The organism is Bacillus sp. Pc3, assembly GCF_000815145.1.
GTDB classification, from domain to species: domain Bacteria; phylum Bacillota; class Bacilli; order Bacillales; family Bacillaceae; genus Bacillus; species Bacillus velezensis.
In genome coordinates, this window is record NZ_CP010406.1 from 630,427 (window position 1) to 646,165 (window position 15,739).

At 44.1% G+C, this 15,739-nt stretch carries 2 protein-coding genes; both read right to left on the reverse strand.

The genetic code is table 11. The features are described from left to right. Positions 1-17: 17 nt before the first annotated feature. Complete coding sequence (locus SB24_RS02505; RefSeq protein ID WP_039251582.1) at positions 18-7,022, reverse strand: SDR family NAD(P)-dependent oxidoreductase; 7,005 nt, start codon at positions 7,020-7,022, stop codon at positions 18-20. Next, positions 7,015-15,711 (reverse strand): type I polyketide synthase, encoded by an 8,697-nt coding sequence (locus tag SB24_RS02510; protein WP_039251583.1) that lies wholly within the window; start codon positions 15,709-15,711, stop codon positions 7,015-7,017. Before SB24_RS02510 ends, SB24_RS02505 begins: the two co-directional genes overlap by 8 nt. Positions 15,712-15,739 lie beyond the last annotated feature (28 nt).

Consider the following 15,739-nt stretch of genomic DNA (forward strand, 5'->3'; position numbering starts at 1 on the left):
CATTCCTTTTCTTTTCTTTATAATTCTTTGAAATCAAGTAAAGGAATCAGCAATTCTGACTCTTCCTTTTCTGGAGTTTCTCCATTGTCAATCCAGCATTGCTCCTTATTGAATATAACCGGAGAAAGAGGGTGTCTTTTTGTCTCTCCATATCCTAATGTGAGATGGCTGTCGCTCAATATCATATGTGCGTTCGTGCCCCCGAATCCAAAAGAACTGATTCCGGCTCTCAAAACCCCTTTTCTGGGACGCCATTCTTTTAAAGACGTGTTCGGAAAGAATGGCGATTGATCAAATTTAAAACGCGGATTTGGCGTTTTACAATGTAATGTCGGCGGGAGCATCTGATTTTTTATGGATAAGGCAACCTTTATAATACTCGCTATCCCCGCTGCGCTCATTAAATGTCCGAAATTCGTTTTTACGCTGCCTACTCCGCAAAATTGCGTTTCTTCCGTAACCTCCCGGAACACTTCAGTCAGCGCTTTTAATTCAATCGGATCTCCTATCATCGTGCCGGTGCCATGCGTCTCGACATAACTGAGAGTATCTGCATCAATTCCCCCTTTTTTCAGGGCTTTTTTTATCACTGCGCTTTGCGCTTTCGGATTAGGTGTTGTCATTCCCATTGTCTGTCCGTCATTATTAACCGCGGATGAGTCAATTACCGCGTAAATTCTGTCACCTTCGGCAAGGGCGTCATCAAGTCTTTTCAAAAGGACTGCGCCGCATCCCTCTCCCGGTACAAATCCATCTGCCTTCTCATCAAATGTATGACATTTTCCTTCAGGTGAAAGCGCCCGAGCCTCACTCAGCATGACGTAAGGCTTTTGATCCAGCAAAATGTCAACTCCGCCCGCAATCGCCATATCTGACTCTTTTGACATCAGGCTTTGACAAGCGAGATGGACGCTGACCAATGAAGAAGAACAAGCCGTGTCTACAACCAGATTCGGTCCTTTAAGATTAAAAAAGTGTGAGATATGCGCGCCTATGAAATTTTGTCCTATACCCACGATCGTATTTTTTGAAGGGGAACCTATTTTGGACATAAACGTCCCGGTCCGCGAACCGATGAAGACGCCGACTTCTTTGTTTGATACTTCTTCTTTTGTATAGCCGCCGTCTCTCAATGTCTGGACGCTGACCTCAAGGCATTTTTTGATTAACGGATCAAGCTCTGATGCCTCACTTTTGTTCATATTAAAAAACGCGGGATCGAAAGACTCAATATCTTGAAGAAATCCGCCCCACTTACTGATACTTTTTCCTTTTTCATAGGTGTCAGAGTAGTATGAAGAAATATCCCATCGCGACGCCGGGACTTCGCGGACACTATTTTGTCCTTTCTTCAAATTTGTCCAGAACGTTTCTGTGTCCGGAGCATCCGGAAACTCACAGCCCATTCCGATAATAGCGATTTGGTTCAGACTGGTTTGTTGTATTTGAGATCCGCTGTCCCGTACTTCGGAAGCATTTTGATTTATATGTTGCTCTTTTTTCCGAACCTCAATGTTTTCTGAGTCAATTTGAGGACTGATCCCCTCACTTGCAAATAATTCGTTTAAATAGACGCCCAGTTGTGAAAAACTCGGATACTCCAGAAAAGCTGATGGTTCAATTTTTATTTGAAATGCATCTTCCGCTTTTTTGACAAGCTGAACAAGTAAGATTGAATCAACTCCGTAATCCGCAAAAGACGTATCCTGATCTAAATTCCCGTAAGGTATTTTCAGCTCCGCAGAAAAAATCTCCATTAACTTCCTGATTATAGCTTCATTGTCTCCCTGACCAGAAATCACTTTTTCCTCAGCATCCGGGTTATTTTTAGCAGCTTGAATTCTTGTCTGAAGCAGCTGCTGCAGCATGAATTTCTCCGGATGTGTCTTTGCCGGTATAAGGCATGGGTATCCGTTTATCGTCATCATTTCATCCAGCATGGCAATACCTGTTTCTGTTGAATGTGAAAGTAAACCAAGTGCCTGATATGATGGACTTGTCACCTCGCCCATCCCAATGTCCTTCCAGCTCGGCCAGTTAATTGATTGATAATATGTTCTGCCGGCTGCATGCTGATACGCCGCAAAGTAATCCATAAAAGCGTTCGCCGCGGCATAGTCACTTGTTCCGGCGCCTAATAAAGGAAAGGCGCTCGCAACAGATGAAAACAAAATGAAGAAATCAAGTTCGTCATCAATAAAAATGTCATGAAGTACCTGCATCCCCTGTACCTTTGGCTCAAATACTTCTCTTATTTCTTGATCAGATTTATGAATAAAAGCCGGATTCGAATGATTGGCTGCACCAGCGCAATGAATCACCCCGCCGATTTTGCCGAACTTCATCCTCACCTCTGAAAAGAAGCGATGTAATGTTTCTTTTTCCGTGAGCGGCCCGGAATACACTTCCACCTGAACTCCCTTTTGATCCAACTCATGCAGCAGTTGTAATTTCGAATAAAGAGGTGACTTTTCATCGGTGTCTTTTAACAAGCCGGCTATTTTATCAGATTCCGGAAGGTCGGTTACTCCCATCAACACAAGTTTTTTGACTCCCTTGCCGGCATAATGTCTGGCAAGTTCTGCTCCGATCCCTCTTGTTCCCCCTGTAATAACCAGGGTTTGATCCGTACGGCATACTGGCAGACCGGATAGTTTCCGGTCTATTTCCGCTGCATGTAATTTCTCGACGTATGGAATATAACGTTCACCGTTCCGGTAGCAGATTTCACTATACAGCCCGTCAGCGCAAGCTTCATCTGTGATTACCTGTCTCAATTCCGCCGCAGTCCCTACATGCCCGTCTACATCTATTGTTTTTGATTTTATCTTTTGATACTCCGCGCTCAGCATTTTATATAGTCCGGCTGTTTCGGCTCCGGCTAACGACGGCTTGTCATTCAGAAATGTCTGCAGCCCTCTGGTCACATGTAAAACGAAAAGCTGTTTACGTGTCTTTATGATTTCCTGCAGCAGTGTCAGCTTCCCGATTGTGCCGGTGCGTGCCCCGTTTTGATCACTCCGCAAATCTGACAGGTCAATCATGCCGATGATTTCCGGATTTTCTTCTATGACCGCTAGAGCCGTTTTTTTGGCTTCCCCATCCGAATGATCCCAGTTATCTGCACAAATGACAGCGGATTCAATCAGAGGATCTGAATCAAACAATTCGAATGCAAGCCGCTCACTTTCACTATTAGCCAGGATCATCACCTGTCCTTTCGTAAAAGCGGAAGGCGCAGCCTTTTGTTTTTTCCACGATTTTTTTAATACATCAAATGATAAGTCACTCGGTGCATGGGGCAGACTTTGCGGTACACCTGTTTTTTTCTGTTTCTGTGCAGCTTTTGCAACAGGCACCCAATATCTGTTCCGTTCAAAAGGATAAGCAGGAAGAGAGACAAGCTTCGGTAATTCCGCAGTGTACATCTCTTCCCATTGAACGTCTCCTCCGTTCACCCAGTGAATGGCCATTTCTCTTGCACTTTTAAAGTGGGCGGCTGACAGGGCATTCTTTTGACCAGCGCCTCGGCGGGACTTTCCCCTATATAAACCGTTTACCTTATGATCTGACCGCAAATACATCGTCAGCTTATTGCGAAGGTCGTCAATGCTGCTAACCTCAACAGCGAGCCGCTCTTCCATAGCGTTTCTCCCGGTCTGCGAGGTGTATGCAGCATCAGCTAGTGACGTTTTTGGCTCCAGTTCATTTATATATGCATCAATCAAGAGTCTGAGCCGTTCTTCATTTTTGGCAGAAAGCAGAATAATTTGCGTATTGTTGCTCTTTACCGTTTCCATCTTTTCTTCATTCTTATACTCTTCGATGATAATGTGGGCATTAGATCCTCCAGCGCCGAACGAACTGATGCCTGACCTTCTGGCTTGATTTTGCGGCGTCTCCCAATCAGTCAGTTCAGACTGCACGTAAAACGGTGTTTCCTCAAAATCAATATTAGGATTTAAGTTATCGGAATGAAGGGAAGGAGCAAGCTGTTTATACTTCATTTGCATCAGCACTTTTGTGATAGAAGCAATTCCCGCCGCAGCCTCTAGGTGTCCGATATTTGACTTAACCGAACCAATTGCACAACGATAATCGCTTTTCGAGCTGTGCAAAGCTTTGGTTAAACCTGAAATTTCAATCGGGTCTCCCAAAGATGTCCCGGTGCCATGCGCTTCAATATAACTTATGCTGTCTGCATCAATCCCCGCCTTATCAAGAGTTTCACTGATGACGTTTGCCTGCTCGCCTGGATTTGGCACAGTGTATCCGTTTGTTTTTCCGCCGTGATTTACAGATGTTCCCTTAATCACACCGTAAATCCTGTCCCCGTCAGCCTTCGCGGCAGAAAGCGATTTCAAAAGAACGGCCCCGACTCCTTCTCCCGGCACATATCCGTCTCCTCCCGCTCCAAAGCTTCTGCAGCGCCCATCGCTTGAAACAAAATGATTTTGTGAAAGCAAAGTATATTTATCCGGGTGTAAGGATAAATTCACTCCTCCGGCAATAGCGAGGGTGGATTCTCCCCTTTTTATACTTTCACATGCAAAATGAACAGCAGAAAGTGAAGAAGAACACATTGTATCAATTGCAAGGCTGGGCCCGTGCAGATCAAAGAAATATGATACCCGGTTTGCGATAGACGAATAAGAAGACAAGAGCGCCTGACGTTCCTCATCATCTGAAGCACCGGCTGCAAATAACTGATAGTGGCTGTAGGTGACACCGACAAATACACCTGTCTTATGCCGTTTCAACTTTTTCTTTGTGTAACCCGCATCTTCAAACGTGTGCCATGCTGTCTCTAAAAATAACCGTTCCTGAGGATCAATTAACTCGGCATCACGAGGCGAAATTGAGAAGAACAGCGGATCGAATTTATCAGCGTCTTTTATAAAACCTCCCCATTTGCTGTCATGACGGGCATTGTCACCTGTGTGATAATATTTCCGAAAATCCCAGCGCTCTTTCGGTATTTCCGTTATACAATCTTTTCCGGAAGAAATATTTTCCCAAAACTGTTCCACATCTTTCGCCATCGGGTAGCGGCCGGCTATACCGATAATCGCAATATCTTCCTCGGAAGGTGCGGATGGTGTGCGGGAAACGGAAAGCTTCTCCCGTTTCGCCGGCGCCGAATGATCAATTCGCTGTTCGGCTACCGGTAAAAACGCCTTCTGCAACTCATGCTGATAGTGTTCAAGAAAATACTCTGACAGCTCTTCAACACTGCTGTATTCAAAGAAAAGAGTCTTAGACACTCTTCCAAAATATTTTTCCAGACGGGAGTTAAGACCTAAAATCGTTAGAGAATCAATTCCGTAACGGTCAAACGTATCCTCGGGTAAAATACTGTCCGCCGGTCTTCCCGTTTCCGCTCCGACGATCTCTGTTAAAAGACGGACCGTTTGCTTTTTCAGATCTTTTTCATGTAATTGCGGAAGGTTACTGTTGTTTTCAGGCACAGTCTCTATTTCTTTATGATTAGTTGAGAGTAATTCACTTATTCTATCTTTGTCTCCGCTGATAACAGCCAGCTGAGAAGCAGAGCGGCTCATACTGTCCTGAAAAGCGGCAAGCCCTGCTTGGGCGGATAAAAGTTCCAGCCCTGCATGTCTTAAAGCCTGCAGCTCTCCCGGCCCGACTGTCATATTGCCCGCATCCCATAACGGCCAATTAATAGAAAGTGTTTTCCCGGGACGTCCCTTAATGCTTCGATACTGGGTGAATCCGTCCATACATCCGTTAGCGAAGGCGTAGTCGCTTTGACCCGCATTAGGCAGAACGGCCGAAAGGGATGAAAACATAACGAAGAAATCTAGAGGCTCTTCTTCAGCTGCTTTATCCAGCCAAACGGTTCCGAATACTTTAGGCGCTATAACTTCTTCTATGCTTTCTTTCGTTTTTTTTATGATAAATGCATCCTTAACAAGTCCGGCACTGTGCAAAATTCCGTTTAATTCTCCGAATGTCTGCTTAATGTGCTTAATCAAAGCGTCCGTCTCTTTTTCCTTTGAAATATCTGCCGGGACATATAAGGCCTCAGCGCCGAGATTTTCTAGAGCGCTCAATTTTTGCGCCGTTTCACGGGAGGCCGGGGAACGCCCGGTTAATATCAGCTTGACTTCTGCCTGTTTCGCCAGATATTCAGCAAACAGATACCCGAGACCGCCGGCTCCTCCTGTAATTAAATACACACCGTTCTTTTTTACACTGAAACTATGTTTCTCCCCATCTTCTTTTTTTACTCTTTGAAGCTGCCTTTTATAATAATGCCTCGGCTCATAGCAGGTAAAGTGGTCCGTCTTACATTGATTGTTCCATTCAAAAGAGATGACATCTGCAATATGCTGCTTTGTAAACGGCTCGTCAAACATTGATTTCAGCTCTGCAGCCTTACATGTGAAATTCGGATTTTCGGCCTGTACGGTCTTAAGAAAACTTTCAACCGCGTTATAAATCGGCTGAACCTCGCCCTCGGCATTTTCATACAGATACAAAATTTCTGCTTTCGGACAAAGTTTGTTCGCCATGAAGGCCTGAAACATTTGAAACAAGGAATACAGACTTTTATTGAGCTGCTTTCTCATTGCATCTTCTGTATTTTTGAAGAGCCCGGCAGCCAAAAAATGAATAATATGGCGGGGTCTTATATTTTGAGAACGCAGAACCCCGCATAACGCGTCATAATCCTCACCTTTTGCAAAGTTCATTGTAAAACGGCCGTTCCGGCAATCTTCGAAACGCTCGCCGGAAGTCACGTAAATGAAAGGCGCCTCATAACCTTCAAGCTGTTTCTTCATTACGGTATACATGCTGTCGTCTTCGCAAAAAAATAAAATTGGCTCTTTCGTATGCGGGAATTTTTTACTGCCTTTAAATGCATGTCTATCCCATACCATTTCATATAGATGGGTTTTCCCCAAGCTCTTAATTAATTCCAGCCCTTCTTCAGGTGTCAGGCTGCATTCTTTCACCTTTTTCACGATTTGCTCAATTTGCATCGTTTTTTCATTCATGGAAAAGCAACTCCTCTATCAGCTCTGACGTCTCTTTCGTATTCATCTCACCTGTTTGTGCTTTTTCAAGAAGCGACATGATTTCTCCATCCGCTGTATCTTTATTTGAGTTGTGAAGCTCAGTGTTCGAGAAAGCCTCAGCCTTCTGCGCTTCATCTTTATTTAGATGAATCCAATGTCTGTTCTTGCTGAAAGGATAAAGAGGAAGAGACAGTTTAACCGGTTTGAGCTCCTCCTCATACAAGTCTTCCCAGCTGATTTCACAACCGATCGTCCACAACTGAGCCAGTTTGGCCGGCTTGTTTTGCTGAATCAGTGATAGAACATATGCATGACCTTCGGGGCCGCCGAATAAAGGAGCGTACAGACTATCAAAATCCGTTACATTTCCTTCATAAACACCTTGCAGCCTGCTCCCCTGAATGTAACCGTTTAATTTTTCAAGAAGATCACCTGTATTCGAGCAAGTGATCGCAAGGCGGCATTCAAATGGTTCCCTTCCGGTTTGCAGCGTATATGCTATTTCTTCAAGACCGAATCCGGACTTTTCTCTAAAATTGCTGTTATACGGTTTATCAGCTGATCGATTCCGGATGCTGCTGATATAGCGGCACAGCTCGCTCAGTGTCTTTAATTCCTGAAATATGTCAAGTGATATTTCTGTGCCGTACATTTGGTTTATAAAAGAGATTAATTCGGAATAAGCCAACGGATCAAATCCGAATTCCGATAGAGGTGTCTTTGCATCTATATCTGCGGTATCTAAACGCAGGATACCCGCTGCCGCTTCCCGAACCGCCTCTTGCAAATCACGTTCCTGTACCTCTTGCTGACTGAATTGAACTGATAGTTCTTCATGTAAAAACGTTGTTAACTCTTTGGCTTTAACCATCAGTCTTTCCTTTGTTTTGGCCGATAGAACAATGATTTGTTCCCGCTCGCCAGTTACTGCTTTATCTTGTCCGTATTCAAATTCTTCCACGATGACATGAGCATTTGCCCCGCCGAATCCAAAGGAACTGACTCCGGCACGGCGCGGAATTTCATTTCCTTTTCGATCTTTTAATCTGGCCCACTTCATAGTTTTATTGACAATATGAAACGGTGTTCCGCTTAATTGAATGTAAGGGTTCAGTTCCTTGACATGTAGTGTGGCAGGCAGTGTTTTATACTTCATGGATAGTAATACTTTAATCAGCCCCGGCATTCCAGAGGCGGGCTCTAAATGACCGATATTCGTTTTTACTGAACCGATGCCGCAATATTGGTCATGATTCTTTCCTGGATGCGGCTCAAAAGATCCAAACGCTTTTTTCAAGCCTTCAATCTCAATCGGATCTCCCAGTTCTGTCCCGGTTCCGTGTGCTTCAATATAAGATATCGTATCAACAGGAATATCGGCATTTTTGTAAACAGACGTTAACAGTTCAGCCTGAGCTTCCGGGTTCGGAGCGGTCAATGAAGCAGATCTTCCTCCGTGATTTGCTCCGGTTCCTCTCAGAACTCCGTAAATATTGTCTCTGTCATTCATTGCCGCTTGCAATGGTTTCAATAACAGAACAGCTGCACCTTCACCGCGGACATAACCGTCGGCAAGTTTATCAAATGTCTTACACCGGCCGTCTCTAGACAAAATACCGAGTTTATCAGTATACATATGCGTGACTGGATCTAAGAGCAGCGAAACCCCGCCTGCTACCGCCAGCTCACTTTCACCATTTTGAATCGAGCGCACAGCTCTGTGGATTGCTACAAGACTGCTTGAGCAGGCTGTATCAATGGACTCACTCGGACCTCTGAAATTAAAATAGTGGGATACACGATTGCTGATGAGCGCCTGGCTGTTTCCGGTTCCCGCAAACGCATGCGCCCCGTCCGAATGCCTCATCAGCAGCTGGCGGTAATCATTAAATTGAATGCCCGTAAACACCCCGATATGTTTGCCTGACAGCTTTGAAGCTTTGTAACCCGCATCTTCTATCGCTTTCCAGGTTTCCTGCAAATAAATTCTGTGCTGAGGATCCATGAGTTCTGCTTCCCGCGGATTAATATTGAAAAACGCCTCATCAAATTTATCAGCATCTCTGATAAAGCCGCCCCATTTCGAATGTACTTCGCTGCTTCCTTTGCCTTCGGCGTATTTTTTCCAATCCCAGCGATCCGGGGGAATTTCCTGAATTGAATCTTTTTCATTGATTAAATTGATCCAAAACTCATCTGCATTTTTTGCTCCCGGAAAAACACAACTCATCCCGATAATGGCAACTGGCTGCTTCTCTGGATGATGGTCAGCCTGTCTTGCTGTCTTTTTTTCAAACGGAAAACTTCGCGGCGGCTTCACTGTTTTCCCGGCGTGCACTACTTTCCTTTTTTCAGAAATGTTTTTTTCTGCATCTGTATTCCCTTTTGCAACAGTACGCAGTTCACTGTTTAGAAATTCCGAAAGAGACTTTATATGGCTGTAAGTAAAGAAAACGGCAGGTGTCAGCTTAAGCTTGTATTTTTTATTCAGTCGGACAGCTAATGTTTTCAAACTGATAGAATCAAAGCCGAGATTGCCGAAATTCTCTGCCGTATCCAGCTGTTCAATGTTAATTTTCAATAATTCCGATACCATTTGCTTCAGTTCTTCAAGGACATTGTCTGCAGAATCCGGTCCTGTATAAGAACTTTCCTCTTGACGAGCCGGAAGTGTATTTACTTTTTGATGCGGCAGATCTTTTTTTGCTGGTGTTGTTCCGGCATCCCCGGTAACAACCGAAATTTGCGGACAGTCACATGCCAAAATCGTCTCAAAAGCCGCTATCCCTTCTTCCGTTTCCAAATAATCAAACCCGGATGCGGAAAGATATGCGTCTTCAGCTTCTTTGTTTAAATGCATTCCGCCTTTACGCCACAACGGCCAGTTAATCGAAATGCTCTTGCCTTGTCTCTCTTGCCGGCGGCTCTGTTCGGATCTCCAATTTATATATTGATCTTGAAAATAATTGCCCATCGCATAGTTAACCTGTCCAAAATCACCGAAGACCGAAGAAATAGAAGAAAATACAATAAAGAAATCAAGCGGCTCATCTTTCGTTAATTCATCTAAGCATACCGTTCCTTCAATTTTAGCAGTCATGCCTTCTGAAAAATCAGTCAGATTCATCTCTGTAAATAACCGATCATCGGCATGACCAGCTGAATGAATAACGCCTTGAAGGGAGCCCCAAGTCCGTTTCGTTTCTTCTATGACCCGTCCCATCGTCTTTTGATCTGCGGCATCAGCTTGATAATATACCGCATCCCCTCCAAGCGCCTGCAGCCGGTCAATGTTATGTCGTTTATCAGCTGTTAACGGTGACCTTCCCGTCAATACCAATTTTGCTTGATACTGAGAGGCTAAATATTTCGCGAAAATCAGGCCCAGACCGCCCAAACCGCCCGTTATGAGGTAAATCCCTTTCTGTTTCAGCTGATGAGAGTGCTCTGTATGATTGAATACATACTCCTTTAATGTCTTAACATACCTCTTGTTATTTATATATTTAACTTCTTCCGCCTGCCGTTCCACGCCTGAAACCATTTCGTTAAGACAAAATTCAGCCATTTTTTCAATTGATATACGTTCTGAAAAACCGATTGACTTCACATTCTCTGCGGATGGCACCAACATATTTGCCGTTTTTAAACAGCCTGCAAGAGCGCCCGTATACGGATCATTCACGCCTTCTTTAAAAGAGTGAACAAGAAGCAAAGAATGGAGGTAAAGAGAGGCGTCACTGCGGGCGCTCAGGGCTTTTAATAAATAAAAAATTGATTCCAGGCCGCTGAGAAGGCGGTCACCCGCGTAAAATGTTTCTCCCGTGTGCAAGATGACATCAGGAGAAAACCCCTTTTTCTCCAATTCTTCGAATAAACGAATATAATCTGACGTCACTTCCGGGTTTATACAGAATGTCAGCAGATTTTGATCGGTCTGCCGCTGATCCGGCGTGACGAGAATGACACGGCTGTCTGATTGATTTTTCAGAGCTCCAGCCAATGCTTCATCTTTTGCAAAAACCAGAATTGTTTTTGGCTCCCTATCTTTCATTTCAATCAGAGGGTTTTTTTGATCCCACTTATGCTCATAAAAACGTACATTTTTATTAGGCTTTTCGCCAAAAACCAGCCCGCTCAGTTCCATCAAAATCCCGCCGGCATTGTCTAATACATACACATCATAAGCCGAATCGCTTTCTTCAGTTTGTTCTGCATATACATAAACGGGTTCAGTCTCATGATCAAAAATCGTACATTCTTTAATATTTTCCGGGGTCTCTCCGGCATTTTCCCCCGCAAGGTATATGACGGCTTGATATGCGCTCTCAATCACTTCCGGTTTGATTATGCACCCTTTCGGCCCGGCCTTTGCTTTTATCTTTAAAAGCACCTGTCCGTTCCTGCTGACGCAGTGCTCTGCCGCTTTCAGACTGTCACTGCAGCTGTATCCGAATTCGGCAAGCCGCTGATAAAACGCTTCGTACAGTATGCGGTCTGCACGCTGAGACAGAAACGGCTCAAGATGAATATTTCCGTTCTCGTACGCCCCGTCTTCTAATTCGATCCGCCCTGAGGAATAAATGGATGAGTCGCTCTGTTTTTCTATAGAATACGATGCACCCTGATTATCCGGGGTTAATACAATCCGGATCTGCTCATTGCTTTCGCTTTGTAACATCGGTTCTCTAAAGGAGAGCTCAGTTAATTTAATAATCGGATTTCCTGAAGCCATCGCTCCGGCAGCTCTCGCCATTTCAATCTGGCTGAGAAACGGAAACATTTCCTTGTCTTGATACTTTGTTTTTATATACAAATCGGTATCGCTTACATTGATAAGAAACTTCTGTGCTTTAAAATCAGATATATTGCATGAAATGTAAGGATGCAGATCGTTATTTACGTTCATAAAGCGGCTTCCCGTATTTTGCGCATCTATTCTGCATAGCTCTTTGGCAAATGGATATCCGGGTGCTGATACCCGTCTCAAAGTGACATCTTTATAAAGTGACGGCCAATCTACTCCGTTACCGCCAACCCAGTATTCAGCAATCTTCACAAGATCCCTGTTTGCGGCTGCTTCTTCAATCTCAGCTTTGTTCATCCTTTGAGCTTCTGTTGTGTCTTTGCCGCTTGTAAAAATATGATCCCTCGCGTTTCCGAGAGTATAGTCTGTCAGCCCTTTAAGCAATTCATCTCTTGTGGAGGCGATAACAGCCAATCTGTGCGGCATTTCTTCTCTGCCGGTTTGTAAAGTAAATGCTGTATTTCTAAGTGTTTCTAATGGATAATCTCTGGCTGCTATATGTTCTTTTGCGCGTTTTGCATATTCTGCCAGCCTGTCGGCATTTTTTGCAGAAAAAACAAATAAAAGCTGTTCAGGTTCTTCAGCCGCGAGAGGAGAGGTAGCTTCATCCGCAAATTCTTCTAAAATAACATGGGCATTAGCTCCTCCTGCCCCGAAAGAACTGATTCCGGCACGCCTGGGAACGGATGACTCCCATTTTTCTGCACTGTCCGGTACATAAAAAGGTGTTTTTTGAAACGGTATATTCTCATTCAATTCAGCAGAATGAGTCAGTGACGGAACAATCGTTTTATGTTTCATTTGAAGAATAACTTTCGTAATGCCCGCTATGCCTGCAGCAGCCTCAAGATGTCCGATATTTGATTTAATCGACCCGATCGCGCATGTCTTCTTATCGCGTTCGGCACTTGAAAATGCTCTGGTCAGACCGGTGATTTCAATCGGATCTCCTAACGCGGTGCCTGTTCCGTGAGCCTCTATATAGCTGATGCTTTTTGTATCAATACATCCTTTTTTTAAGGCCCTCGTAATGACCTCACTTTGAGCTTTTGGATTCGGCACAGTATATCCATTCGTCTTAGCACCGTGGTTAATGGCTGTTGCCTTAATAACTGAATAAATCTGATCACCGTCGGCAATAGCCTTTTTTACAGGTTTCAGCAGCACGGCACCTGTCCCTTCTCCCGGCACATAGCCGTCTCCTCCTGAACCGAAGCTTCTGCACCGGCCATCACTGGATAAAAATCCGCCTTGAGTCAGGAGTTCATATTTATGAGGATGAATGGATAAATTGACGCCTCCTGCAATTGCAATTTCACATTCATTCCTGATTAAACTTTCACAGGCAAAATGAACAGCCGTTAATGATGAGGAACACATCGTGTCCAAAGCAATACTTGGTCCGCTGAAATTAAAGAAGTACGATACCCGGTTGGCGATTGATGCATATGAGGAAGAAACGGCCGCTTCGTGACCAACGCTGTACAGCTGATAGTGGCCGTACATAACCCCTGCAAAAACACCGACGTTTTTTCGTTCAAGCGTTTTCTTTGCGTACCCCGCATCTTCTATGGTGTGCCAAACTGTCTCTAAAAACAGTCTCTCCTGCGGATCAATTAATTCAGCTTCAGCAGGAGAAATATTAAAGAACAACGGATCAAAATGATACACATCGTCAATAAATCCCCCCCATTTGCTTTGGTTTTTTACTTCATCGCCCGCTGCGGGCTGATAGTGCAGCCCCGAATCCCACCGATCCTCAGGTATCTCAGTTATACAGTCTTTACCGTTCAATAAGTTTTCCCACAGAGTATCAAGATCATTTGCCATCGGGTAACGTCCGCTGATACCGATAATCGCGATATCATTGTCATGATACTTCTCCTGCTGCACCTGATTTTTCATCTGGATTTTCTGTTTCCCGTTAACTTCGGCTGTCTGTTCATGATCTTTTTTCTTCTGTGATGGGGTGCTGCTCCTGTTTTCTCCTAACCGGAGTTTATGAAGAAGAGTATCCCTGTGCTCCTCAACGAAATACTGTGACAATTCTGCCGCAGTCTGATATTCGAATAACAGCGTTTTTGAGAGCGCGCCGAAATGTTTTTCAAGCTCATTCGTCATATTGATAATCATAACGGAATCAAGTCCGTATTTTTCCAATGCCTCTTCTGCATCTATTTTGTCCGCAGGCATCCTGAATTCTGCAGCAATCACTTTTATGATGAAATCAGATGTTTCAGCTTTCAGTTTCTCTGAATCAAATGATTCGATATTTCTCCCTGTTCCTTCATCTGCCTGAATATTGTCTTTTCGTTCATATAATTGCTGAACATGATTGTCAATTTGCTCATCTCCGTAAAATACAGTAAATTGCGAAAAACCGGAGGACAATGCGACTGCAAACGCTTCTTTACCTTCCTCTTTTTCTAAAGGATAAAAACCCGCCTTTTTCATTGTCTCTACCGTGCGCTCATCCACTTGCATGCCGACTTCTTTCCACAGCGGCCAGTTCAGAGAGAGAGAAATCGTATCAGAATCCTGGGCAGAACGCATATTCATGAAATGATCCATATAACTGTTTCCGAACGCGTAATCAGATTGCCCGACATTTCCCAACACTGCGGAAGTAGAGGAGAAGCAAATGAAAAAGTCAGGATTTTCTTTCTCAACAGCATCATTCAGCCACATCGTACCCAATACTTTCGGTCTGATTACCTGATCGAATTCCTCTCGTGACTTGTTAAGAAGGAAAGAGTCACGGATGATTCCCGCGCCCTGAATGACCCCGTTTACTTTTCCATAAGAAGTTTTGGCTGTTTTGACTACATATTCGGCTTCTTCCTTATTGGTAATATCAGCCTGAACATAAACAGCTGACGAACCGGCATCCTCTAATCGTCTCAGCTGTTTTCTTATATGATCTGAAAGCGGAGATCTCCCCGTTAAAACAAGGCAGCATTTTGTTTGAAAAGCCAAATATTCCGCAAAGGTAAATCCTAATCCGCCCGCGCCTCCTGCGATAATATATACTCCATTTTCTCTCAGCGGCACATCTCCGCTTCGGGAATTTTTTTCGGGTTCATAAGTTTTGAGCTGTTTGACATAACGCTGCATGTCTTTATAACGAATCTCTACATCTGAAGGCTGGAAATCACTCAGCTCATTGCGTATGATATCAGCTGCGTGAACAGCTGCTATTGACTGCTCCATCTCAATGCTTTTTGCTGAGATTAACGGATTTTCCAGCTGCAATGTCCGCAAAAATCCGCTTGCCGCCGCGTAAAGAGGCTGTTCTCCAGAAAGATGCGAAAAATATCCATATAACAGTTTGATCGGTTTGCGGCAGTTATTTTTGAAGAGCGCCTGTTGTAGTAAAAACAAAGAATAGACTCCGCTGTCGCATTGTTCACGAATCGCTCTCTCTGTCTTTTCAAACGGCATGTCTGACCATAAATGCACCGCTTCCCGTATATCTGACTTCTCTTCTTCTATAAGCCATCCTAACAGGTTTATGTAATCTCTTTCAGAGCGGGGGTCGATTTCAAATACACCGTCCCCGGTTTTTCGAAACTCTTTCCCCGGCTTAACCAAGATAACCCTTGTATCATGCAATGCAGCAAGTTCTTTACTCACATCTTCATTTTTATCAAATAATAAAAGGCTGCCCTCACGCCGGCCGCCTTTTACATGAATGCTGAGATCTGTCCGCTGCCAGACCGTCTGATAATATATCGCCTGTCCGTTACCCCCTGCGGAATGAGAACCAAGCTGCTGTATCCGCTTTACTCCTTCTTCCAAAGAAATGATGCCGCTTTCTATGTCAGAAAGTACTTTTTTTCTAATATGACGGGCTTCTTTCATAAAAATCTTCATCCCCTTTACAAATGGC

Coding starts and splice junctions, on each gene's coding strand:
- SB24_RS02510 (WP_039251583.1), bottom strand. CDS start 15,711: ATGAAAGAAGCCCGTCATATTAGAAAAAAAGTACTTTCTGACATAGAA.
- SB24_RS02505 (WP_039251582.1), bottom strand. CDS start 7,022: ATGAATGAAAAAACGATGCAAATTGAGCAAATCGTGAAAAAGGTGAAA.